The sequence below is a fragment of the Micromonospora krabiensis genome, from assembly GCF_900091425.1.
GTDB classification, from domain to species: Bacteria; Actinomycetota; Actinomycetes; order Mycobacteriales; family Micromonosporaceae; genus Micromonospora; species Micromonospora krabiensis.
The window spans coordinates 204,337-228,147 of record NZ_LT598496.1; the positions used below are offsets into that span (position 1 = coordinate 204,337).

The 23,811-nt window shown below is 70.5% G+C and carries 18 protein-coding genes and 1 pseudogene; 9 read left to right on the forward strand and 10 right to left on the reverse strand.

All coding sequences use genetic code 11. The annotated features are described in order from the left end of the window. Nucleotides 1–53: 53 nt before the first annotated feature. Nucleotides 54–1,490 (reverse strand): aminotransferase-like domain-containing protein, encoded by a 1,437-nt coding sequence (locus tag GA0070620_RS00835; RefSeq protein WP_091587543.1) that lies wholly within the window; start codon nt 1,488–1,490, stop codon nt 54–56. 60 nt (nt 1,491–1,550) lie between these two features. On the opposite strand from GA0070620_RS00835, the gene GA0070620_RS00840 reads away from it, so the two are divergent. From GA0070620_RS00840 to GA0070620_RS33930, 7 genes are all read left to right on the forward strand, one after another. Continuing rightward, on the forward strand, nt 1,551–2,393 hold the full coding sequence (locus tag GA0070620_RS00840) for a DMT family transporter (RefSeq protein WP_091587545.1): 843 nt from the start codon (nt 1,551–1,553) through the stop codon (nt 2,391–2,393). An 832-nt stretch (nt 2,394–3,225) separates the two neighbouring features. After that, nucleotides 3,226–4,404 (forward strand): hypothetical protein, encoded by a 1,179-nt coding sequence (locus GA0070620_RS00845; protein ID WP_091587548.1) that lies wholly within the window; start codon nt 3,226–3,228, stop codon nt 4,402–4,404. Nucleotides 4,405–4,512: 108 nt separating this feature from the next. Then, a complete protein-coding gene (locus GA0070620_RS00850; protein ID WP_091587550.1) occupies nt 4,513–5,505 on the forward strand; it encodes a DUF4192 domain-containing protein in 993 nt (330 codons plus the stop codon). Between the two features lie 24 nt (nt 5,506–5,529). Next, nucleotides 5,530–5,988, forward strand: coding sequence for a hypothetical protein (locus tag GA0070620_RS00855; RefSeq protein WP_091587552.1), 459 nt, complete (start codon nt 5,530–5,532; stop codon nt 5,986–5,988). Then, the gene (locus GA0070620_RS00860; RefSeq protein ID WP_091587555.1) at nt 5,985–6,299 is read left to right on the forward strand and encodes a hypothetical protein; all 315 of its coding nucleotides are present in this window, start codon (nt 5,985–5,987) and stop codon (nt 6,297–6,299) included. The genes GA0070620_RS00855 and GA0070620_RS00860 overlap by 4 nt, the downstream gene beginning before the upstream one ends. Before the next feature lie 142 nt (nt 6,300–6,441). Then, entirely contained in the window at nt 6,442–7,137 is a 696-nt protein-coding gene (locus GA0070620_RS00865) for a GGDEF domain-containing protein (protein WP_091587558.1), read from the forward strand. Further along, the gene (locus tag GA0070620_RS33930) at nt 7,134–8,429 is read left to right on the forward strand and encodes a hypothetical protein (protein WP_091587560.1); all 1,296 of its coding nucleotides are present in this window, start codon (nt 7,134–7,136) and stop codon (nt 8,427–8,429) included. The genes GA0070620_RS00865 and GA0070620_RS33930 overlap by 4 nt, the downstream gene beginning before the upstream one ends. A gap of 360 nt (nt 8,430–8,789) precedes the next feature. Here the strand turns inward: GA0070620_RS33930 and GA0070620_RS00875 are convergent. From GA0070620_RS00875 to GA0070620_RS00895, 5 genes and pseudogenes are all read right to left on the reverse strand, one after another. After that, nucleotides 8,790–9,011, reverse strand: a pseudogene (locus tag GA0070620_RS00875) (ArsR/SmtB family transcription factor); the annotation flags it as partial. Nucleotides 9,012–9,067: 56 nt separating this feature from the next. After that, nucleotides 9,068–9,649, reverse strand: a complete 582-nt coding sequence (locus GA0070620_RS00880) for a hypothetical protein (RefSeq protein ID WP_091587564.1) — start codon at nt 9,647–9,649, stop codon at nt 9,068–9,070. A gap of 35 nt (nt 9,650–9,684) precedes the next feature. Next, nucleotides 9,685–10,947 carry a hypothetical protein gene (locus GA0070620_RS00885; protein ID WP_157741487.1) on the reverse strand — a complete coding sequence of 421 codons (1,263 nt, stop codon included), beginning with the start codon at nt 10,945–10,947 and terminating at the stop codon, nt 9,685–9,687. Continuing rightward, nucleotides 10,944–11,699, reverse strand: coding sequence for an ATP-binding cassette domain-containing protein (locus tag GA0070620_RS00890; RefSeq protein WP_091587569.1), 756 nt, complete (start codon nt 11,697–11,699; stop codon nt 10,944–10,946). Before GA0070620_RS00890 ends, GA0070620_RS00885 begins: the two co-directional genes overlap by 4 nt. 24 nt (nt 11,700–11,723) lie before the next feature. Beyond that, a complete protein-coding gene (locus tag GA0070620_RS00895) occupies nt 11,724–12,095 on the reverse strand; it encodes a hypothetical protein (protein ID WP_231922101.1) in 372 nt (123 codons plus the stop codon). A gap of 913 nt (nt 12,096–13,008) precedes the next feature. Between GA0070620_RS00895 and GA0070620_RS33375 the strand changes: the two genes are divergently transcribed. Continuing rightward, nucleotides 13,009–19,935, forward strand: coding sequence for a glycoside hydrolase domain-containing protein (locus GA0070620_RS33375; protein WP_231922510.1), 6,927 nt, complete (start codon nt 13,009–13,011; stop codon nt 19,933–19,935). A gap of 265 nt (nt 19,936–20,200) precedes the next feature. Here GA0070620_RS33375 and GA0070620_RS00920 read toward each other — a convergent pair whose 3' ends face one another. From GA0070620_RS00920 to GA0070620_RS00935, 4 genes are all read right to left on the reverse strand, one after another. Next, entirely contained in the window at nt 20,201–20,785 is a 585-nt protein-coding gene (locus GA0070620_RS00920; RefSeq protein WP_091587575.1) for an NIPSNAP family protein, read from the reverse strand. Beyond that, nucleotides 20,782–21,207 (reverse strand): Rrf2 family transcriptional regulator, encoded by a 426-nt coding sequence (locus GA0070620_RS00925; RefSeq protein WP_091587577.1) that lies wholly within the window; start codon nt 21,205–21,207, stop codon nt 20,782–20,784. The genes GA0070620_RS00920 and GA0070620_RS00925 overlap by 4 nt, the downstream gene beginning before the upstream one ends. Before the next feature lie 283 nt (nt 21,208–21,490). Then, complete coding sequence (locus tag GA0070620_RS00930) at nt 21,491–21,913, reverse strand: RidA family protein (protein ID WP_091587579.1); 423 nt, start codon at nt 21,911–21,913, stop codon at nt 21,491–21,493. Further along, nucleotides 21,910–22,734, reverse strand: coding sequence for an NAD(P)-dependent oxidoreductase (locus tag GA0070620_RS00935; protein ID WP_157741489.1), 825 nt, complete (start codon nt 22,732–22,734; stop codon nt 21,910–21,912). The genes GA0070620_RS00930 and GA0070620_RS00935 overlap by 4 nt, the downstream gene beginning before the upstream one ends. A 79-nt stretch (nt 22,735–22,813) precedes the next feature. Between GA0070620_RS00935 and GA0070620_RS00940 the strand changes: the two genes are divergently transcribed. Then, the gene (locus tag GA0070620_RS00940) at nt 22,814–23,716 is read left to right on the forward strand and encodes a LysR family transcriptional regulator (protein ID WP_091587583.1); all 903 of its coding nucleotides are present in this window, start codon (nt 22,814–22,816) and stop codon (nt 23,714–23,716) included. Nucleotides 23,717–23,811 lie beyond the last annotated feature (95 nt).

Below are 23,811 nucleotides of genomic sequence, written 5' to 3' on the forward strand. Positions count from 1 at the left end.
CCCCGACCACTGGGCGCACGCGCCCCGCGCATCCATCGCCGGGTGGCTGGGGATCAGCGCTCGATGAGCAGCGGTGCGAGCCGGCGGATGGCGTCGTCGACGTCCGAGGCCGACGGTGCCGCGACATAGCTGAGCCGGACATGCCGAAGGCTGTCGCCGGTGACGGAGTAGTTCGTGCCGGGCGTGATGGCGACGCCCGTGGCGAGAGCGGCGGGAACCAGTTGATGCTCGTCGAGGTGCGCCGGAAGCGACACCCACAGGTGGTAACCGCCGCGCGGGCGCAGGGCGAGAGCGTGGTCGCCGAAGGCCGCCAGGACAGCTTCGGTGGCCACCTCGCGACGGTGCGCCAGGGCGACGCTGAGCGCTGTGAGGGCCCGTCTCCAGCCAGGGGCGGTCACCACCTCCAGCGCGGTCAGCTGCAGCGGAGCGGGTACGAACAGCGTGTCGATGACGTGGGCGGATCGCAGTCGGGCCAGGACGGGGCCGCGGGCCGCGATCGCGGCGACGCGCAGGTTCGGCGAGGTCACCTTGGTCAGCGATCTGATGTGGACGACACTGCCGTCCGGGTCGTCGGCGACCATCGGCGGCGGCGCGGCGGAGGCGTCGGCATGCGCCATGTGCCGGGCAAAGTCGTCCTCGATGACGAAGGCGCCGTGGCGGCGGGCGATGGCCCGGATCTCCTCCTGCCGCGCCGCCGAGACGCTCGCGCCGGTGGGGTTCTGGAACAGCGGCTGGACGATGATGACGCGCGCCCGGGTACGCGCGAGGGCCCGGTCGAGATGATCCGAGCGCAGACCGTCGGCGTCCATGGGGACCGGAACCGGGCGCAGGCCCGCCGCATGGCTGGCGGCAATGGCGCCCGGGTAGGTCGGCGACTCCAGCAGGACCGGATCTCCCGGCTGAGCGAGCGCGCGCAGCGCGATGGCCAGCGCACTCTGCCCCGCCGCGCACACCAGGATGTCATGGCGACCGAGGCCGCCGCCGATGTCGGCGGCGAACCAGTCGCGCAGCTCGGGTAGCCCGCCGGCGGGCGGGCGGTCCCACGCCTCGGTGCGTCTGGCCGCGCGTGCCATCGCGGTGGCCAGGGTGCGCAGCGGCTGGAGTCCGGGATGCAGGTAGCCGCCGTTGAGGTCGACGATGTCCGGCCCGGACGTCGACAGCGTCTGCAGCAGCGCGGGCGCCTGGAAGTCACGCAGGGCGCCGAGCGACGCTGCTTCCGCCCCGGCCGGGTCGAGGGCCGCCTCCTGCCAGGACGTGTCCCCGGCGCGGGCTACCGGGCGGGCCGCCGTGCGGTACGTCCCGGCGCCGGGGCGGGCTGCGATGAGTCCGCGCTGGGCGAGTAGCGCCAGCGCCGCGGAGACGGTGGTGCCGCTCGCGGCGAAGCGCCGCACCAGCTCGCGGTGGGTGGCGATGCGGGTGCCCTCCGGCAGTAGCGCTATCTCCTGGGCGATCGACTCAGCCAGGAGACGGGAACTGCTACTGTCTGACATGAGTACAGAGAATAGCGCTATCGCTCTGGTGTGGATATATCACCACTCGCGAGCGGGACGGTGTTCGCCGCGCTCGGCGTGCTGAGCTTCTCGTTCAGCTTCCCGGCGACGCACTGGGCGCTCGATGGGTTCGGGCCGTGGAGTGCCACGGGGGTTCGCGGTGTCCTCGCCGCGGTCATCGCGCTCACCGCTCTCCTCGCCACCCGCGCGCCGGTGCCGGCCGCCGGCGACTGGCCAGCCCTCGCCGTGGTGGCAGCCGGCTGTGTGATCGGATTTCCGCTGCTCACCACGTTCGCTTTGCAGACGTCGACCACGGCCCACTCGGCCGTTGTCATCGGCGCGCTGCCCATGGCCACGGCGACGATCTCCGCACTGCGCACCGGGCGCCGCCCGTCGATGCTGTTCTGGGCGGCGGCGTCGATCGGCGCGGCCACGGTCATCGCGTTCAGCATCGCGCAGAACCATGGCCGGCCCACGATCGCCGATCTCTACCTGTTCGGTGCGTTGCTGGTCTGCGCCGCCGGCTACGCCGAAGGCGGACGGCTCGCCGCGCACATGCCCGGCTGGCAGGTCATCGCGTGGGGCGTCGTCCTCGCGGCGCCGGTCAGCCTCGCCGTGTGCGTGCTCGCCCTTGCGCACGAGCCGGTGCACCTGACGGCCGAGACCATCGGGGGTATGGCGTACATCGCGGCCATCTCGCAGGTCGGCGGGTTCGTTCTCTGGTATCGCGGCATGGGACTCATCGGCGTAGCGCGCGCGAGCCAGCTCCAACTCGCCCAGCCGCTGCTGACCCTGGTGTGGGCGGTTCTGCTGCTGGGCGAGCACCTCAGCGTCATGGTGCCGCTGAGCGCGGCCGTTGTCCTCTGCTGCATCGTCGTCACGCAACGGGCCAGGACGGCATGAAAGCGCAGCGGTAGCTGGTCACCCCACGGCCCGACAACGACACCGATCCGGTCACGTACTGGCTGTCGAGCCTGCCCGAGGCGACCAGCCACACCGACCTGGTCCGCCGCGGCACGATCCGCTGACGCATCGAACACGACCACCGGGAGTCGCAGAGGGACCTCGACTCGGACCACGTCGAAGGCCGCTCCCGCACCGGCCGGCACCGCCACACCACGCTGATCGCCGCCGCGCCGCTGTTCATCACCCCCCTACGCCCAGCCCACAAGCGGCTGGCCGGCCTGACCCTCTACACGGTCATCCGCGAGCGACCACGACTCCTCGCGACGCCACCCCTGCCTCACCTGCCCGTGAGCCGGCTCGGCCAGCCGCCCACCCCATGCGCTCTGCCAGCGACACTGCCGTCGATGGGCTGTCAGGGTCTGCCAGATTCCGGGAGCTGACAGCCATCACCGCGGCCACCGCGACGCCGCTAGCCTGAAGCCTCTTCTTTCTCCTTCCGCGCTGAATCGACGCGTCCGCGACGTCATCGCGCCCACCACCCCTGGTCGGCCGACGCTCGCCCCGCCTCACACCCTCAGCGCCCACCCCGCACCCACCTCTCGCTCGCCGACTGCCGTGGGCGCCAACCCCTGTTCCCATGCGGCGACCACCACCCGGTGGCCGCCGCCTTTTCGTGCCTTCTGGGAGGACCTATGTCTCACCCCACCATCGATCTGACCGGCGGCGGCCGCCGCCTCGCGGATCACCGCACCCCGGCCGGCCTCGACAGCCGTGGACTCCTCGTCGACGCAGCCGACGCACGTACCGCCGGCGCTGCGGTGGCGCCGCGATGACCGGCACCAGCCAGACCGACCAACTACGCGCCCTGCACGTCGAGACCGTCGCCGCCGTGCAACAGCGGCAGGGACTGGCCGTCGCCGCCCGCTGCGCGCTGATCGCCGCCCTACACGAGGGGCTGATCTGTCGACCCGGCTGCGAGGACGCCCTCACCGGCTGGGGGTTGGAACCTCCGCCGCAGCAGTGGACCATCCGCGCCGACGCCCGGCTGTCGTTCCCGCGCGCACACGCCGACGACGACGAAGCCCGCGCGCAGGCACGCTTCGGCGTACCGGACGAGCTACGCGGGCTGGCGCCGACGGTGGCCGTCTACCCGCAGCGTGTGATCGACGTGGCGCCGGTCCTGGACGGGGCCGGGCAACCGGGCCAGCGGCGGTACCTCATCACCGTGCAGGTCGCGCTGCACACCTGGGTCACGGCGACCAGGGGAAGCGACGCGCTCGAGGCCGCCCGCACCGCCGTGCAGGCACACCTGCCGGCCCTGGCCGCCGCCGGAATCACCCTGACCGGACTGACCTGGCACGACGTCGACCCCGACGACGCGCCAGCAGAGGGGATCCCCACACCCGCGCTGTCGGCGGCCGAACTGGCCTCACCCGCCGACGACCTCGCCGCAGCAACAGCCACCCGCGACACGGCCGTCACCGCGCTGACCGGCCTGCGGCGCGCCATCCGCACCCGGGCGATCCGCGCCCTGGTCGACGACGAGATCAGCGGCAGCTACCAGCACACGGCGCAGCGGGTCGAGCGGTTCCTCGTCGAGCTCGGGCTCGACGCGCTGCCCCGCGCCCACCACGTCACCGTCACCGTCGAGCTGACGGTGCCCGGCGGCGACGGCACCGCCCAGGACGCCCACGACCGTGCGCGGCAGCTGATGCGGGCGGTCACCACCGACTGGCCGGACGACGCCCGGCCGTGGACCGCCGACGGCGGGCCGATCCCCGAGCACGCCACCGTCGAGGAAGGCCGCTGGCGGATTGCGTGGCGACACGAGTACGAGATGTGGCTGCGCGGCCACCCCACCTGCAGCAGCGCCGCCACCATCGCCGAGGCGCACGCCCGCGTCAACCTGGCCCGCGCGCTGCGCGGCAGCGGCCACCGGCTCACCACGGTCACCGTCCACGTCAACGGCGTCGGCGTCGACCTGTACCTGGATCCGGACCGCGACTGAACCCGCGCCCGCCGAGCCGACGGCCGGCGGGCCCGCCGCAGCGGCCGTGCACGGATCACCGGCGCCCCAATCCTCTCGCCCCACCCACAACCTGCATGGGAGATCACCATGACGTTCCCCGACAACACCATGACCGTGCGTTCCCCCGCCGACCTGGTCGCCGTGGTGCCGTACCTGCTCGGGTTCCGACCCGCCGAGGGCAGCATCGTCGTGCTCGCCACCAGGGACCACCGGGTCGTCTTCGCCGCCCGCGGCGACCTGCCCACCCCCGACGCTCCCACCCGCGACGTCCTCGACCTCGCCGCCCACATGCTCCCCATCGTGCGGCGCCAGCAGCCCATCACCGACGTCGTGACCATCGGCTACGGCACCCCCGCACACGTCGACGCGGCGCTGCGCGCCGTCGGTGAGGTGTTCACCGCCGGCGAGCTGACCGTCCGCGCCCTCCTGCGGGTCACCGACGACCGGGTGGTCAACCTCTCCTGCGCCGACCCGACCTGCTGCCCGCCGCGGGGAACCCCGTTCGACCCGACGGCGTCGCTGCTCGCCGTGCAGGCCACCGCCGCCGGGCTCGTCGCGCTGCCCGACCGGGCAGCCGTCGCCGCCCGCTTCGCCCCCGTCACCGGCGCCGCCCGCGACGCCATTCACCACGCCACCGACCGGGCGCTCGTCCGGCTCACGACCCTGACCGCCGCCGGTGGCGCCGCGGTGGACACGGCCGGCGCGCACGTGCTGCGCGACGCCCTGCGGCAACCCGACCGGCGGCTCACCGACGACGAGCTGGCCTGGCTCACCGTGCTGCTGACGCGAACCTCCGTGCGGGACCTCGCCGTCGACCTAACCCAACCCCACGATCCGCACGTCACGTTCTGGGCCGAGCTCACCCGCCGCGCCCACGAACCGCTCGTGCCCGCACCGGCCACCCTGCTGGCTGTCACCGCGTGGCGCTGCGGCGACGGCGCCCTGGCCGTCATGGCCGCCGAACGCGCCCTGCAGGTCGACCCCACCTACCCGCTGGCCGACCTGCTGCTGCGGGCCCTGCACGCCGGACTCCCACCCTCGGCGTTCGACCGGACCCCCGAGGGCCACACCAACCCCTGACCGCCAGCGATCTGGAGAACCCGCATGGATCCCATCCGCAGCATGCTGCTGACCCTCGCCCGCCACGCCCAGGAAGCCCGACTGCGGTGTCACGCCGAACGCGCCGCCGTGCGCGCCCGCGGCGAAACCCCCACCCGCAGCGAGACGTACGCCTACCAGGTGCAGGCCGACCTGTGCCTCATCGCCGCGGTCGGCGCCGCCGACCTGCCGGCAAGTTTCCGCCTCTACGACACCACCCTGTCGCGCGACCCCCTCGTCGCCGCCGAGCAACTCCGACAGGCCACCTCCGCCTACGACCACAGCGGCCCGATCGAAGCCGCCCACGAGGCGGCGCGGCTGGAGTACAAGGCGGCGTTTGCCGAACCGCTCACCGCGCAGGAACAGCACTACGTCGAGCTGCTCGCCGGCCTGCCCGCCGCCCGACGCGACAAGATCATCGAAGCGGCCGAGGAACGTTCCCGCCGTCGGGGAGCGACCCGGTGAGCCTCCACACCCTCGCGCCCAAGCCCGGCTTCGACCGGTACACCATCCAGGTCGGCTGGAACCCGCACCGCTCGTACTTCGCCACCGTCATCGACTTCGCCTGGGACCCGGCCACCGACCCGGACACCGAACCCGACACGGTCCGGCTCGGCCACCACACGGCGGTCCTCGACCCGACCGAGGTCCTGGCAGCCGTCGAACCCTACGCCGACATCCCACCCGACCTGGCCGCCCAGCTGCGCGCCGACCAGGCCGCCCACCCGCCCTCGCCGCGACACGCAACACCACCGGCACCACCCGGGCGGCGCTGACCCGCAGACCGCACCTTCCGCCGGCCCACCGGCGGCACCAGAAACGGCCCGCCATCGGCGGGCCGTCGTCGTATCCAGGACCCGGGACGCCATCGCCTACCAAACGGTGCGTCCCGGGTTCTCCCCTGAATGGAGGGACCCAGTGTTCACCACACCGGCCGTGATCGCCAGCACCGCCGCAGCCCTCGCGCTCGGCCTCTGCAGCCTCTACCTGACCAGCGCACTACGCCGCGCCCGCGCCGCGCTCGCCGACGCCGCCTGGAAACTCACCCACGACCCCCTCACCGGACTGCTCAACCGCGCCGGCCTGCTCGCCACCCACACCGCCCTCGCCCGCACCCCACAGCCGATCCTCGTCCTGCTCATCGACCTCGACGAGTTCAAAACCATCAACGACACCCACGGCCACGACACCGGCGACGACCTGCTCACCGAAGTCGGCGACCGCATCGACCAGGTCGCCACCCTCCACGGCGGCACCGCCGCACGCCTGTCCGGCGACGAGTACGCCGCCCTGCTGCCGGCACACGGCAGCGACCCCGCCCGCGTCGCCGAGGCGTTCGTCGTCCTCATCGCCCAACCGGTGCACCTGACCGCAGGCGGCGACATCGTCAAAGTCGACCCCACCGCCAGCGTCGGCGTCGCCGTCGTCGACAGCACCGACGCCCTCGACGACGTCGCCCTGCACCGTGCCGACATCGCCATGTACCACGCCAAACGCCACGGCGGAAACCGACACGTCCACTACACCCCCGGCATGAGCATGCCGGCCAGCCGGCTCCGCCACGGCCCCCGCGTCCGCGACCTGCACCGAAGCCCGGGGGAGGGGGACGCGTGAACCTGGCAACCCTCATCGCCTGCGCCACCTGCGGCTACGGCCTCACCGAAGAACACGACGGCGACCACGTCACCTACCGGCACCCGGTCAGCGAAGACGGACGCCACCAGCCCGTGCCCGTCGCCGCCAGCCTCCTTGGCGACGTCTACGACCGCTGCCACATCTGCAGCGCACACCGACCCGTCTGGTGCTACCGCACCGCCGAACTCGAAGCCCAAGGCTTCGGCGGCAGCCGCGACATCATCCAGACCTACACCACCCGCTGGCACGTCTGCCTGCGCTGCGCCCAGCACATCGAAGCCGACGACCCCGACGGCCTCACCGCCACCAGCGCCGCCCACATGCGATGGCACCCCACCGACCCCCGCTACGCCATCCTGGCCATGGTGCACCGGGCGATCATCCTCACCCGCGACAGCCGGCGCCTGCTCACCACCACCGACTGGCCACCGGCGAAACTCAGCCCGGACATGCTGCCGAAAATCCGCGACCGACTCACCGGACTGCTACGCGGACCGGCCGACCTACCCGCACCCCTGTACGCCCCGGACACCCGACGCGCCCTCGCCGACGACCTCGACCGCGCCCCGCTCTACTGGGTCAACCAGGAGTTCACCGACCTCACCACCGCCGTCACCCGAGACCAGCCACCCGCGCCGGTCACCGACCGCATCGCCCCCTCCCTGAGCGGGATCGTCGCCTGGCCCCAACCCGTCGGCGCCGGTGGGCTCACCACCGCCATCTCCTGGACGCCACAGGCGCACGGCTGGCACATGATCTGCTACCGCAGCATCGGCGGCGGCCTGCCCGAGGATCTGATGCCCGCACTGCGCCACGACATCGGCTGGCTCGTACCCATCCACAGCGAACACGTCGCCCGCGACACAGCCGTCGACGGCGACCACCCCCTCGGCCCGCTGATCACCTGCTGGCTGCTGATGAACCAGCAGATGGCCGAAGCCGCCCCCGCCGCCCTACCCAAAGCCGTCACCAAGGCCCACCAGCGGCGCCACGGCCGCGCACCCGACGTCCGCCTGGTGCGGATCACACCACCCGCCGTCTCGGCCACCCCGCCACGCGGTGGGGCAGAGCCCACCCGCGCCGCGCCCGCCTACCGCTACTGGGTCTCCGGGCACGAACGCAACCAGGCGTACGGGCCGGGCCGCCGCCTCCGCAAGAAAGTGATCATCGAGCCCTTCCTGAAAGGCCCCGACGACAAACCGATCAAACTCAGCACCACCGTACGCCTGCTCGGACGTCGCGAACCGACGGACGGCCTGGAAGCCAGGTAAGCAGCCATCGGCCGTGCGGTGGTAGGGCAGCAGGTCCGCCACCGCACGGGACGGTGCCGACCACGAGAGCGCGGCGCGGGCAGTACCACCGGCAGGATCGTCGCCCGTCGCCGGCGCGTCGGCGCCGCAGCCGGTCCCTGGCGATCGACTACGGCGGTTTCCGGCTTGCCTACCCCGTGCCAGGGCTGGGGTGGTGCCCACCGCGCCGCGCCCCTCGCCATCGGCCACGCTAACCGTGCCGTCTTCGCCCTTCCGGTGCTTTCACTCGCCGTCACCCGAGCGGACGGGGACACCACCACTCGCCGATGCTGAGGGTGGCATCGAGAGACACCCCCGTCGCGACGTCCGTCGCGCTCCAGCTCACCAAGCCCTCTTCGTCGCCCGCTTGCGAGGCGGGGTAAACAGGTCGGCCACCGCTGTGATCGCGGACGGAACCAGCCGGTAATACACCCAGACGCCGCGCTTCTCCCGCTCGAGCACACCGGCTTCGGTGAGGATCCTCAGATGCTGGTTCACAGTCGGCTGGGACAACCCCAGCGGTGCAACCAGGTCACTGACCGACGCTTCATTCTGCGGGGCGGAGTGGTCACTTGGGGCGGACCGGCGAGGCAGCTGAGCCGGAGTTCCCTTATCTTAGTTTAGTCGGGTTCTGTGCGCGCTGACTGCAGGGCGATTGCACGGCGCTGGGTAGGGTGGAGGAACGCGGCTACTCCTGCGAAGAGGATTGCGATGCTGATTGCCCATGAGGTGGGGTCGGTGTCGTGGCGGGCTGGCCAGTCCAGCGGCGGGAGGTGCATGCCTGTGCCGGCGACGACGAGGCCGATGGTGAGCACTGTGGTGGGTACGGTCCAGCCCATGCTAGGGCGTAGGGCGGTCGCTCCCAGCAGAGAGTAACCGAGCAGCCCGAGGTAGTTGCGGGTCGCGCCTAGCTCCGTGATCGTACCGATGAGTGGCTGAGCTGCCCACACGATGAGTCCGACGCTGATCACTGCGGCCGTAGCGAGGTACAGAAGATCGTAGAGGTCGACGCGGCGGACGCTGAGGTGCTCTTGTAGCGGCAGTGCCGATGTCGCGGCCACCGTGGAGAGGTAGGCGGTGATCACGGGCAGGACGGCTGCCCATGGCAGTGGGATCGGCTCGGTGGTACCGACGAGCAGGCGCTGGCCTCCGAGTTCGCGGGATGCCAATGCGGCGACGATGAGCACCAGCAGGAGCGGCACTGTTCGTCGGGACTGCAGCAGGAGGCGGGGGCCGGTCACGTGAATGACTGGGGGGTCAGGGCGCAAGTCCGGACGAGGTCGGCGTGGGTGGCGAGCCACCTCTGCTGGCTGTCGAGCGGGAGGCTGAGGAAGTGGCTCTTCGCCTGCTGTTGGCTGGGGTCGCGTGGCATGAACAGGTTCTCGTCGCCGACGGCCCAGGCGACGAGGAGCTGGGACATGGCGTGGGCGGTTCTGTCGCGTCGTGCCCCGTGGGCGCACGATTCGACGCCGAGGGCGGCGACGGCGATGTCGATGCTCGCGCGGTCGTAGTGGTCGCTGGCGGGGGCGTCGAGGGCGTACGCGATCGCGCCGGGCGTTGGTCGGCCGCCCACGCCGCGCGGGCGCTGTTCGACTCGGCTGATGGCAAATGGTGTTGGGGCCAGACGTTGGCCGATTGTCTGCATCCGCTGGCTGATCGGTGTGAGGCTGGTGGCGAAGGCGGGATGGATACACACCTGGGGTGAGCTGCCCGAGCAGGACCAGATGATGTGGCGGTTGACGTCGATGGAACGACCGTTTTCGCCGATGACGATCGCGGTGCCGCTGACAGCTAGGGCCAGGGACGCCCCGACCGTCGGGACCACCACCCGGGCGGAGGAGCGGACCTTGACGGCCACGAGTGCCAGGGCCAGGAGCCCGAGGCCGGTGAACCACAGCAGTTGCCCGCGGATGGTTGGGGTGTGTGGGGCGCTGAACGGCAGGACCAGCTCGATGGTGAGTGGGAACATTGCATGCCCGGCCCCGTACTGCCTGAGATTCCACGCCGACGCCAGGTAGGTGACCAGCGCGACGGCGAACGGCGTGAATCGTCCCGGCAGTAGCACTCCGACGCCGTAGGCGATCGACACGGTGGCGGCGAAGCCTGCGCCGGCCGCTGCCAGCCACCACCAGAACGGGCCACCCCACGTCGCGTTCGCCGCCGTGGGCAGCAGCGTCACCGCCGCGACGACGGCGTAGGCAACGGTGGCGCAGCCCACCAGCACACCGGCCTCCGCCAGTGGTGCCCGCGCCGGTTCGCGCCCGGCCAGCAGCCAGGCATGGCGCCCGCCACGGCGCTGTGAGCGGCCACCCGCCCACGCGGCAACGCCGACCGCCAGCGGGGCCATCAGCATCGGCGCGCTCGCCACTGCACCGGTGGCGTACGACCAGACCGTGTCCGTATCCAGCTGGGAGCGGGACATGAACACACCGAGCCCTACCAGGAAAGGCAGGCTCCACAATCCCGGCCCTCGACGTAGCTCGATGCGGATCGGGGTCACGCCCGCACCGCCGTCTGCCGCAGCGCCGTGACATAGCCACGCTCCAGGTCGTTGTCTCCGTCTACCCCCGGCATGGCGAGGCCCTCCAGCCCGGCGACCGTCCCTGTGAACACCACCGCTCCGTCGTCGAGCACGATGATGGTGTCCGCGACGTGCCGGGCATCGTCCACCACGTGAGTGCTGACCAGCACGGTGGCCGAGCCGGCGACCTTTCGCAGGACACGACGCAACTCGATGCGCTGCTGAGGGTCAAGACCGGCCGCCGGTTCGTCGAGGACGAGCAACTCCGGTTCATGCACGATCGCCTGCGCGATACCGGCCCGCCGCAGCAATCCACCAGAGAGGCTGCCCATGCGTGACCGGGCCCGGCCGGACAAGCTCATCAACCCCAGCGCCCGGTCCACCTTCGTTGCGATGTCGCGCTCCGGTACGCCCTTGAGCCAGGCGGCGTAGGCGACGGAATCCCGGACGGTGTAGCCGGGATAGTGAGACACGACCTGCGGCAGGAAACCAATCCGCGCCGCGACGGACCGAAGGCCGCCGCGGCGCAGCACATCACGACCGAGTACGTGCAAGCTTCCCGCCTCGGGACGCTTGAGGCCAACGATGGTGTGCAGCAGCGTCGTCTTTCCCGCGCCATTCGGCCCCAACAACACCGTCACGCCGGGCGAGACCACGACATCGAGATCGCGAAATACACTCCGCTTCCCGTACCGCTGCGCCAGTCCGTGCCCAATGATTGCTTCGTCCATCGCGGGCCCCCTGATTGCGTCAGCTCAGCAGGTGGTCACCTTGTAGTGCGAGGTGTCCCTGTAGGTCGGGTGAGAGGTGAAGAACGAGCGACCGTAGTAGTTGGCGGTCCGTCCGCCATCGCAACTGCTGGTCTCAGCATAGTAATACGTGCCCGTGTAGTAGTCGTCGTAACTGGACACCACCGGGTCAGGGGACAAACTGGCATCCCTCTTGATCTCCACCCGGAAGGTGCGCGTCACGGACGTCTGACAGAATCCGTCGTTCCACGCGGTCATGTAGCCCGAGCTGTAGCCGAACACCGGGTCCCCCTGGGTGCAGCCCTGAGGGTTTGCCTGCGCCGGGCTGGCCACCGCGATGGTGGACAGCCCCAGGACGACCGTCATCACGGCCGCCACAGATCGCCTCATGCGAGTCTCCGATCCTGGTTGACGGATAGCACACGCGCGCGGCTGCAATGATGACTAGTCGAATAAAACCTAATCACATTCAGTGCCAATCGTCAATTCCCTGAGCTTCCTCCTGATGCCTTATGCGGCTTGCGCAAAGTGCGTATGAAACGGCCTTGTAAAAGGCGTGAAACGCAGGCTGGAAGCTCTCCGCCGCATTGTCGAACCCTGCGCACCGATCAGCTTGATGCGGCTCGTTGTGCTGGCGCCGGGAGGGTCCGTAGCTTGGGGACGAGGCTGCGGATCGCTGGGGAGCGTGGGGCAGCTGGGGCGAGTTTGTCGTGAAGTCGCAGTAGGAGCGCGACGCTGCGGGCGGAGTTGCCGGCGGGTAGGCGTTCGAGGGCGATCTGGGCGGTGCTGACTGCGAGATCGAGGTCACCGGCGGCGGTGTGGGCGAGGCTGAGCCATGCGCCGTGGCGTAGCGCGGAGCGTTGTGTTGCTTCATGGGTTTTGGTGCGCGCGGGCGTGGAGTAGGTGGCTGGCTTCGCGGAGCAGTTGTTTGCGTCGTAGGACTTTCTCTGCCAGGCGCCCGGCCGCGTTGATCTGCCCAGACGGGGCGACGTGTTCATGTTCGGCTGTGCATCCGTTAGCCAGCGCGATACCTTCGACGACCAAGATCGCGCCGTTAGCCATGGCGTCACCCTGACAGCCAGCGAGGCCTGTTACTCGTGGCACCAGGGTGCGGATGGGGACTGCGCCGCGTTGCTACGCGGGACGTCGCACTCGGCGAGCGCGCCGAGCACCTGGGAGTTGTTCAGTGACATCGAGTTCAGCACGCCTCCGCGGCGGGATCTCCATCGAGTTGGGGCGGGTGCGCGCAGCCGGCCGTGGGCGCAACCGGTGGCGGACCACCGCGGTGACCATGGTCGCCGCGGTGGTGGTGGCGGTATCGACAGGAGTTGTCGTTACGCCTGCTGTTGCCAAGCCGACTGAGGACAACACCAAGCCGATTGACTACACATCGTTCGTCAACCCGTTCGTCTCAACCGCGGGTGACGACGGCAACGACCTGCCCGGTGCGCAGGCGCCGAACGGCATCGTGAAGGTCAATCCCCTCACCATGCCGGGTCGTAACCACACGGGCTACGACTACAACCAGACCCATATCGCCGGATTCACGCAGACGAACCTCGACGGGGTCGGCGGCTCCGGTGGCGGCGGCGACATCCTCGTCGTACCGACGCAGGTCGAGTACAGCGCCCGGCCATCGACCGGTTCGTACTCCCACCCCTTCAGCCACGACGACGAGACCGCCAGCCCCGGGTACTACCAGGTGCGGCTGGGTGAGATCTCCGGCCGGGACGGCGCCGTGCACAACGGCCCGGGCACGATCAACGCCGAGGTGACCGCGACGACCCGTACCGCGCTGCACCGCTACACCTTCCCCGACGGCGCCACGCCGGAACTCGTCGTCGATCTGAACAACAACTTCACCAGCCGGACTGGCTCATCGGTCGACGTTGAGCGTCTCGACGACGGCCGGGTCGCCCTCTCGGGTGACATCAACGGGAACTTCAACGGCGCGTCCTACGCGCTGCACTACCACGCCGAGACCGAGCAGCCGGTCGCGTCGTTCAAGACGTGGGGATCGGGTGAGTTCGGCGACGCGGCCTCCCGGCGCGGCACCGACACCGGCGCCGTGCTCACCTTCGCACCTGACGACGCGGGTGAGATCGGCCTGCGGATCACGGTCTCGCCGATCAGCGCGGACCAGGCGCGCATCGACCAGGGCGTCGAGGTCGGAAAGCTGTCGTTCGACGACGTACGCGCCGGCACGAAGGCCGTCTGGAACGATCGGCTCGGCCGGGTCGATGTCTCGGCCTCGGTGAAGGCCGACTCCGACGGCACGCTGCGCCGCCTGTTCTACACCCACCTGTACCGCATGTTCGCGCTCCCGATGAACGCGACGAGCACGTCCGGCACCTACCGCGGTGTCGACGGGGTGGTGCACAAGGTCGACGACTTCACCTACTACGACGCGTGGTCGTCGTGGGACGACTTCCGCAAATACTCCGTCTTCGCGTACGTCGACCCCGAGATGTACCGCGACATGATCCAGTCGCTGATCTACCTCTTCGCCGACGTGCAGAGCACCGGCAAGGGCATCGGCGGGCTCACCCACTCCGTGCCCACCGTGCGCTGGGAACGCTCGGCGGTCATCGTCGCCGACGCGCTCTCGAAGGGCTTCACCGGCTTCGACCGCCTCGACCAGGCGTACCCGGCGCTGAAGAGCTACGTCGGCTACTACAACGGCAACCAGCTGCGCCAGGGATACATCGAGAACCGCCCCGGCGACACGGTGCAGCGCGGGTACGACCAGTGGGCTTTGGCGATCATCGCCGACACCCTCGGCCGCGCTGACGACGCGAAGCAGCTGCGCGCGCAGGCCGCCCTGCCGATCGCGAACCTGTACAAGCCGGGCGCGTGGACGGCGGCCGATGGCACCAAGGCCGCGCTGCTCACCCCGCGTGACGCGGCAGGCAACTGGGGCGAGGTCGACTACGAGCGCTTCGAGGCGGCGAACCTCTACCAGGGCACGCTCTGGCAGTACAACTGGTATCCGGCCTACGACATGGACGGCGTCGTCGCGGCGATGGGCGGCCCGGAGGCGGCCCGGCGTGCGGTCACGCACTTCATGGGCGAGGACGACCCCGACAACGGCCTCGGCATGCTGCACTCGAACGCGAACGAGATCGACCTGCAGGCGCCCTACCTGTTCAACTACGTGGGGCTGCCGAGCCTGACCCAGAAATGGGTGCGCACGATCTACACGAAGGAGAGCTGGAACCGCTACATCGCCACAGGCAGCACCGACGAGTACCCCAGCGGTAACGGCGAACTGCGCCCGCCGCTGAAGACCAAGGTCTACAAGCTCGATCCGCGCGGCTTCCTGCCGACCATGGACAACGACGCCGGCACGATGTCGACGATGTTCGTCGCCGCGGCCATCGGCCTGTTCCCGGTGACCGCCGGCTCGTCGCAGTACCAGATCGGCTCGCCGTTCTTCGACCGCACCACGATCTCGTACGCCGACGGTCGCACGTTCACCGTCTCGGCGGACGACGTCTCCGACGACTCGTACTACATCCAGTCGGCCTCGCTCAACGGCGCCAAGTTCGGCAACACCTGGCTCGACTACCGCACGCTCGTCAACGGCGGTTCGCTGGACGTGCGGATGGGCGCGAAGCCGTCCACCTGGGGGACGAACGGCAAGCCGGCGTACTCGATGAGCACCGCGGGCGATGACCATGGCGGCGGCACCCCGAACGGCTACACCGTGCACGCCTCGCCCATGACGATCGCCGCTCGCGCCGACGGTCGTGTCGACGGAACGATCGCGCTCTCACTGGGCGGGGGCGCCAAGTTCCGCGGCGCTCGCGGCAAGAGCCTCGTCGCGAGCGGCGCGGCCACGATCCACGGTCTGCCGGCGGGCGTGTCGGGGGACGTCGTGGGCGTCGACGCGACGACGGCCCGCGTGGTGCTGTCGGGTACCGCCGCAGCGGGTGCCCGCTTCTACGTCACCTTCGCCGACTCGGCGTTCATTGGTCGCGTCTCTGCCGACCAGGTGACCGGAGACGGCCTGTCATCGCGCACCGCGCTGTCGATCTCGGTCGCCGCGGCGGAGCGTGCGACGCTGCGGAAGCTCGTCGACGAGGGCCTACTGGTACGTCAGGGGAACTACTCCTTCGCCTCGTACCACGCTTTCCGGGGCGTGCTCGAGCGGGCTCAGACGGTGCTGGCCGACGACGCGTCGACCACCGCGACGCTGCGCAACGCGACGGAGTCGCTCAACGGCGCGATCGCCGCGCTCACCCTCGACCAGGGCGGCTACCGTGTGCTGGAGGCCGAGCAGTCCGACGAGTGGTCGGGCGGTGACCTGAAGAACGAGGCGAACTCCTCCAACGGCAACCTCGGCGGCGTGCGTGACGGATCGTGGATTCGGTACAAGAACCTCGACTTCGCCGGTGTCGCACCGAAGACGCTGACGATCCGCTACGCGAGCACGTACTCGCCCACGGGCACGCCGAGCGCCATCGAGGTGCACGCCGGGACGCAGGACGGTCCGATCGTCGGTAAGGCGGTGCTGCCCGGTACCGGCAACTGGGGCACCTACGTCACCGTCCAGGCGGAGATCACCGATCCCGAGGCGCTCACGCGGGCGCGCGACGTGACGCTCGTCTTCCACGCCCCGGCCGGTCAGGCCTGGGTGTCGAACTTCGACTGGTTCCAGTTCCGGTCGACCGCGCCCGGTGATGAGCCCGGTGCCACGCTCGAGCCGCTGACCGCGACGAACACCGCGCAGACCGGTAACGGCCGGCTGCCGCTCAACCTGTCGCGCGGGCTGTTCGAGAACGTCACCGACGGTGCGTGGGCGCGGTGGAGCAGCGTCGACCTCGGCGGAAACGGCGTGGACAGCATCACCGTGTCGTACGACAAGCCGCGCTCACGCGCGGCGTCGGACTCCCACATCGAGCTGCACCTCGGCGCAGCCAATGACCAGCGGATGGTCGACATCCCGCTGCCCTACACCGGTGACGGCTGGGGCACCGAGGGCAGGGCCACGGTCGGGCTCCCCGCGTCGGTGTTCGCGGGCGTGCAGGACGCCGTCGCCGTGTTCCGCTCCACCAACCACAGCGACGCGCAGCCGTACGTCGCGAACGTGACGTCGTTGACCTTCACGGCGGCGGCACCCGCGCCGAGCAGCGTGGTGGTCGAGGCGGAGAAGTGGGTCGGCAACAGCGGCAGCGGTCTCAAGAGCGAGCAGAGCACCTGGGACGACGGAACGCAGGTAACGAACCTGGGCGCCACCTACAACGGTGCGTGGCTCGACTACGACACGATCGACTTCGGGTCCAAGGCGCTTGAGCAGGTTTCGGTGCACTACGTCAACAATTCCTCGCGGTGCGGCCAGAACTCGGCGATCGACGTCTACCTCGACTACTTCGACCCCGCCTCGCCCGGTGCCCCGTACGTCACCATCCCGCTTCCGGTGACCGGCTCGGCGTGGCAGAACGCCGCGACCACGACGGTCGCGCTGCCCGCCGGCCTGACCGGATCGCACCGGGTCGTTCTGCGGCTGCGGACCACCCCCGACGGCAACCACCCGTACGTGGCGAACATCGACAGTCTGACGTTCGCGACGGCTCCGGTGAGTGAGGACCCGGACGACGGCCCCACGGACAAGTCGGCTCTCAACGGCGCGATCACCGAGGCGGCGGTGTACGTCGGTGACAAGGCCCGCTACGGAAGCATCGACTTCGGGGTGTTCGAGCGTGAGCTCGGCAAGGCGCGCGCGGTCGCCGCATCGGAGACCGCGACGCAGGCCGAGGTCGACGCCCAGGCGCGGGCCCTGCGGCTGGCGTTCGGCCAGCTGACCCCGCGGGCCCGGCTGGCGCTGGAGAACACCGTCGCACGGGCCGGGTCGGTCGAGCAGCGCCGGTACACCGACGCATCGTGGGCGGCGTTGACCAGTGCGCTCACCGCAGCCAAGGCCACGCTCGCGGACGCTGCGGCCAGCGATGCGGCGTTGAGCAACGCGGACGCGGCGCTGACGAAGGCGCTCTCCGGCCTCAAGGTCAAGCCGAACGAGGTCCCGGCGGCCCCGGCGGCCGTGTCGATCGGAAGCGACGCGAGCAGCGTCACCGTGCGCTGGACGGCTCCGGAGAACGACGGCGGATCGACCGTGACGGGCTTCGTCGTCGCACTCAACGACGGGCACGAACTCGTCATCAACGATGCCGGGCAGACGTCGGCTGTCTTCACGTGGCTCAAGCGCGGCACCGCGCAGCGTGCCCGGGTCCGCGCCGTGAACGCGGTCGGGGCATCGGCATGGTCGTCGTTCACCGAGCCCGTCATCGTCGGCGCGAGCGCCCCGCACGCGCCGACGGTGGCCGCGGTCAGTGCCGCGGGCAAGGACGTCCGCGTCTCGTGGGCCCCAGCCGGTGACGGTGGCGCCCGGGTCCTGGCCTACCGCGTCACCCTCGACCAGAAGCGCACGCAGATCGTCGCGGGCAACGCCCGCGAGGTCGCCTTCCTCGGCGCAGGCGGCGGCTCCCACACCGCACGGGTGGTGGCGATCAACGCCGTGGGTACCTCGGCGATGCCCGCTTCTGCGGCTACGGCAGAGCAGCCGGGCGGCGCGTCGACGGCGGCAGCGCCCGGACCGTTCCCGTCCCAGGCGTTGTCGGCGCACTACGACTCCGACTCGTGGCCGGCCACGCCGGACGGCAGCCACTACTTCGTCCACCTGCTGCGCGGCTTCACGCAGCTCGGCACCGACGTGCGTGGCGCGAACGAGAAGATCGCCGATCTCGACAAGGTGTCGGCGTACAACGACACCAAGGCGCTGGAGATCAACCGCTCGGCGTCGAGCGCCCAGGTCAAGCGTGCCGAGAACGACGCAGATCACGGCGCGGACATGACGATGGCAGATGGCCTCGGCTCGCGCCTGGGCGAGCTGTACCTGCAGGCCCGCAACGACGGCAAGCTGCCGAAGACCGACGCGTTGTTCGGCCGGATCACCTCCGGGCTCGACGGTACGGGCACGGCGAAGAACACCTACGCCTACAAGCGCCCGTACGTGCGAATAGGGCTCGTCGGCGAGGGCGGTCTGGTCCGCGACTCGGGCAACGGCTCGTACGGTGGGCTCGCCGGCGACGGGTCGTTCCCGAGCGGCCACGCCTACGGCGGCTACACGGCAGGCACCTTCCTCGCCACGCTGCTGCCGGAGCTCGCGCCGCAGATCCTCGCGCGGACCTCCGAGTACGGCGACAACCGGATCGTGCTCGGGTTCCACTACCCGCTGGATGTCATGGGCTCCCGGATGACCGGGCAGGCCACCGTCGCGCACCGCTGGGCGGATCCCGCATTCGAGGACCTGCTGATGCAGACGCACGACGAGATCGAGTCCGTGTTGCTCGATGAGTGCCGCGAGGAGGGCTTCGACTCCCTGCTCGCCTGCGCCGGGGAGCCGTACCGGGGGCTCGACGCCGACCAGGCCGCGTCGATGTACACAGAGCGGTTGTCGTACGGGTTCCCGCGCGTGGGGCAGCCCAGCGTTGCGGCGAACGTCCCGGACGAGGCCGGCGCGCTGCTGACGACCGCGTTCCCCGACCTGACGAACGCGCAGCGGGTGCAGGTCCTGGAACAGACGGCACTCGACTCCGGCTACCCGCTCGACCTGACCGCCGCGGGCGACCCTAGCTGGCAGCGCATCAACCTCGCAAGGGCGATGACCGCGCAGGTCAAGATGAACGACGACGGCACCGTCACCGTCACGAACTACCCCGACGACACGAAGGCGAGCGTGGCGACCGCCTCGTCGCTGACGGTCGACGGGGTCACCGTTGACGGGTTCGACGCACGTACCCAGACGTACATGGTCGACTGGCCAAAGAACCGGCGCCTGCCCACCGTCGTCGCGCAGCCGACCGAGCACGGTGCGAAGGTGTCGGCGTCGACCGCCAAGCACGGGACGCGTGTGCTCACGGTGACCTCGGCAAACGGCCAGATCAGCCGCAGGTACACGGTGGCCTTCTTCCGTACGGCGGTCGACCACAGGCCGGGCGCGGTCCAGCCGGGACACCCGGGTCAGCCGAGCCACCCGGATCACCCAAACCATCCGGCTCAGGCGGGGACGTCGGGTAGGCCCGGACCGTGGACGACGATCTCGTACACGGACACCGACCCAGCGCCGCTGTGGTGGCAGGTCGCACTGCTCTCGGTCGCGTTCGGCTTTGCCGCCGGAATGACGGGGCGGCTGCGAAAGCGTGCCGCATCCAGGCACTGAATCCTGAGAAGGTAACTGGTGCGGACGGTGGCTGCCGCCTGCAGTGGCAGCCACCGTTCGTCGGCATTCGTCGCCAGGCTCGACCATCCGAACTTCCGGTGACGGTCAGCTACGCGCAGCCGTCGCGATGCTCAAGCCCGCGAACAGTTCCAGCGGGCGTACGCGGCTGTTTCGCGTAGCCCTGTTGACCACCGCCGGCCAGCGGGGCCGGCGCCGCAGCGGGTGCGTCGCCGTTACCGCCCCGAGCCACGAGCGCCGACCAAAATCAGTACAGGCTCGATCGGCGGGTGGGGTGGAGGCGGAAGCTTTCGGTTTTCAGCACGCCGTCGGGGACGTCTGCCGGTAGCGGTGATCGGGTGAGCCGGACCAGGGCGTGCTCCCCCTCCCGGACCGGCAGCCGGGGAAAGTCGTTGACGGCGTACTCGGTCCTCAGCACGGCCAGGGCCTCGTCCGGGTCGGGGGTGGGGTCGGGGAAGGGGCCGGCCCAGTACCAGATCGTCGCGTACAGCACGGTTTCGGCGTCGTCGGTGTCGCGGTCGAACACCGGCACCGCGACGAGTTCGCGCAGCAGCAGAACATCGTCCGAGTCGCGCATCGTCGCGTTCGCCGCTGGTCCGTGCTTCGCCCACACGGGCCCCGAGTAGAAGGCCGTCAGGCTGGTCCGGCGCGATGGCATGTCGGGGAATCCGCGTAGCCACACGAACTGGTCGGGTCGGTCGAGGTCGCGGAACTGGCCGAGCACGGCGATTCCCAACTGCTCCTGGCTCTCCACGAATTCACGGTCGAACAGGTCGATCAGCTCGTCGCGGTGTCCCTCACGCAGGGTATAGCGGCGCAGTTCGACGATCATGCGAGGATCCTGTGCAGAATGTCGGCGACGGTGGAGCGCGCGAGCGTCGTCCGGAAGGTGTCGGTCGCTTCGTCGTACAGGTCGGTGAGCACGGGACGGATGCCGCGCCCGACCGGGCACTGCAGGTTCGGCTCGCTGTGGTGCAGGGCCAGTAGCGGTTCTGGTGAGACGGCGAGCCAGACGTCCAGCAACGTGATCTCGGTTGCCGGACGTCCGAGGCAGTAGCCGGCGCCGTTGCCGCGGCGTGCGCGCACCAGGCCGGCGCGCTGCAGGTCACCGAGGCTGCGTCGGAGGATGACGGCGTTGGTGTTGACGCTGGCGGCCACCTCCTCGGAGGTGAGCACCTCACGACCGCGCCGTCTGGCCAGTTCCATCCAGGCCAAGGCGTGAGCCGCGATCGTCACCCTGCTGTTGGCCGCCACCCCGGCAGTCTCGCCGACCCACGCAGCGAAAGCAACCATCTTTGTTACGTCTGGCAGCCCGTTGGCCTTCGCCCTTCCGGATCATCCGTGTTGCCGGGGCAGAGGGTCACCGGGCCGGGCGGCCGAGGTCCGCAGCCGGGGACGACCAAAGAAATGAAGGCAGGCGTTTCGCGCCGATGCGCTCATCGTCGGCCAACTGGACAGGCTGCGTGGAATTCCGGGTTGGCTCGGCACCCGGGAGAGGGCCGGTCGGCGACGGTGGCCGTAGCACCGGCATCCCCGGTCAGGCCGTGGTGCGCACCGCCGCCGTGACCTCCACCTCGATGACCGCGCCGGGCAGGAAGAGCCGGTTGACCTCGACGGTCGTGCTTGCCGGCGGAGCGCTGGTAGGGGAGGCCGGGAACAGTCGGCCGCGTACCGCCCCGTAGGCGGGTAGATCACCCAGGTCGGTCATGAAGGTGCGGATGTGCAGGACGTCGGCGAGGGTCGCGCCGTGGGCCGCGAGGATCCCAGAGACGAGTTCGAAGATGCGCTCGGCCTGGGCGGCGGCGTCACCGGGGGCGACCACCTGGCCGTTGTCGTCGACGGCGACCTGTCCGGCGAGCAAGAGCAGCGCGCCCCCGCCGACGTCCAGCCGGGCGATGTGAGCGAACCGGTCGCCGAACGGCGCGGCCACGGTCTGCGGGTTGTCCAGGATCAGCTTCATCGGTTCTCCAGGTTGATCAGGGTTGCCACGTCTGCCCGCTGGTCGGCGGCGTGGTGCAGAAGGTGGGTCGCGGCGGCCAGCACCGTGGTGGTCGGTGCGACGTGGTGGGCCAGGTCGGCGTCCTTGCCGGCGAGGGAGATGGCGAACGAGGCGCCGCTCCTTCTCGCCCGGGCGACCACGCCGCCCAGTGCGCCGGTGCTCAGGGCATCGAGCGCCACCGCCCGGTCGACGCCTTGCGCGTCGGCGACGGCCAGGGTGTCGTGCAGTGCGCCGAACGCGGTGACCAGCGCCGTGTTGGTCACCAGCTTCAGGGCGGATCCGTCGCCCACCCGCCCACAAAGCCGGACGGAGCCGAGTGCGCGCAGCACCGGCGCGGCCCGTTCGACGACGCTGGCCGGTCCACCGACGAGGATGGTCAGCGCGCCGGCGTCGACCGCGTCCACGCTGCCGCCGACCGGGGCGTCGAGCAGAGTGACGAACTCGGGCAGCCGGGCGGCGACGGCGCGCACCTGATCCGGTCCGATCGTCGACATCTGCACCACGATCGCGCCCGGCCGCAGTGCGGCCACGGGGGCCGTATCGTCGCCGGTCCCGAAGAGGGTGGCCTCGACCGCCGCGGCGTCGGTGAGCATGGTGATCACCAGGTCGGCTGTGGCCACGGCCTGGGTCGGCGTGGTGGCGACGGTGGCGCCCGCGTCGGCCAGTGCAGCGGCGCGGGCGGGGGTGCGATTCCAGACCGTGGTGTGGTGACCCGTGGCCAGCAACCGACGGGCGATGGCCGCACCCATCTGTCCGGTGCCGAGCACCGCGATCTCTGTCATGGCGGCAACGCTAGGGCGCCACAAGCGATGCGACCAACGAATGCTGAGCATCGGCTCCATGCCTAGCTAGCATGGCTGGATGGATACGCAGCTTCTCGACGTGTTCCGGACGGTGGCGCGCTATCGCTCGATCACCGCCGCCGCCCGCCAGCTGCGCTTCACCCAGTCGGCGGTCTCGCGGCAGATCGCGGCGCTCGAAGCGGAGGTCGGGGTGCGGGTCTTCGACCGGCTACCGCGCGGCGTCACCCTCACCGAAGAGGGACGTGCGCTGCTGCCGCACGCGGAGGCGGTACTCGACCGGCTCACCGCCGCTCAGCGCGACCTCGACGAGCTACGCGGTCTCGGCAGTGGCCGGCTGCGCGTCGGCGCGTTCCCGACGGCCGTCGCCGCACTGGTGCCGCGAGCCCTGGCATCGTTTCGCGTCACGCATCCGCGGGTGGCGCTGTCCCTGGTCGAGGGGACGACTCCCACCCTGCTCGACCGCCTGGCGACCGGGGACGCCGACGTGGCGGTGATCAGTTCGCCGCCGACCGGGCTGATCGACGACCGCTTCGGCCTGCATCACCTGCTCGACGAGCGGCTGTTGGTGGCGGTTGCCCGCGAGCACCGGCTCGCTGCCCGGGGCACGGTGCGCCTGGCTGACCTCGCCGACGACCCGTTCATCGTCGGCTCGGCGACGGCCGAGGAGACGCTGTTGCGGGCCAGCCTACCCACCGGCTTTCGGCCGAGAATCGACATCGTGGCCGCGGAGTGGATCGGCAAGCTCGGCTGCGTCGCGGCCGGGCTCGGCGTCGCACTCGTGCCCGCGCTGGCCGTACGGGGCACGCCGCCGGACATCGTGCTGCTGCGACTGCACCGCGACGACGAGTCGGTCCGTCAGGTGTTCGCCGCCACTGTCGCCGGTCGCGCCCGACCCCCGGCCGTCACCCAGTTCCTCACCCATCTCGACGAGGCGGCCCGCGACTTCGGCGAACGTCACTGACCCGTCGCTGCGTCCGAGGTGTAGCACTTGGAGGCTGCGCCGGGTGGACAGTGATAAGCGGGGACGCCACCGCGAGCGCTTTGGCTGACGGCGAC

Bases quoted from the DNA above. Each gene is read 5' to 3' on its own strand.
- GA0070620_RS00890 (WP_091587569.1), bottom strand. From the start codon at position 11,699: ATGGACGAAGCAATCATTGGGCACGGACTGGCGCAGCGGTACGGGAAG.
- GA0070620_RS00920 (WP_091587575.1), bottom strand. From the start codon at position 20,785: ATGATCGTCGAACTGCGCCGCTATACCCTGCGTGAGGGACACCGCGAC.
- GA0070620_RS00850 (WP_091587550.1), top strand. From the start codon at position 4,513: ATGACGTTCCCCGACAACACCATGACCGTGCGTTCCCCCGCCGACCTG.
- GA0070620_RS00845 (WP_091587548.1), top strand. From the start codon at position 3,226: ATGACCGGCACCAGCCAGACCGACCAACTACGCGCCCTGCACGTCGAG.
- GA0070620_RS00835 (WP_091587543.1), bottom strand. From the start codon at position 1,490: ATGTCAGACAGTAGCAGTTCCCGTCTCCTGGCTGAGTCGATCGCCCAG.
- GA0070620_RS00935 (WP_157741489.1), bottom strand. From the start codon at position 22,734: ATGACAGAGATCGCGGTGCTCGGCACCGGACAGATGGGTGCGGCCATC.
- GA0070620_RS33375 (WP_231922510.1), top strand. From the start codon at position 13,009: ATGGTCGCCGCGGTGGTGGTGGCGGTATCGACAGGAGTTGTCGTTACG.
- GA0070620_RS00930 (WP_091587579.1), bottom strand. From the start codon at position 21,913: ATGAAGCTGATCCTGGACAACCCGCAGACCGTGGCCGCGCCGTTCGGC.
- GA0070620_RS00940 (WP_091587583.1), top strand. From the start codon at position 22,814: ATGGATACGCAGCTTCTCGACGTGTTCCGGACGGTGGCGCGCTATCGC.
- GA0070620_RS00855 (WP_091587552.1), top strand. From the start codon at position 5,530: ATGGATCCCATCCGCAGCATGCTGCTGACCCTCGCCCGCCACGCCCAG.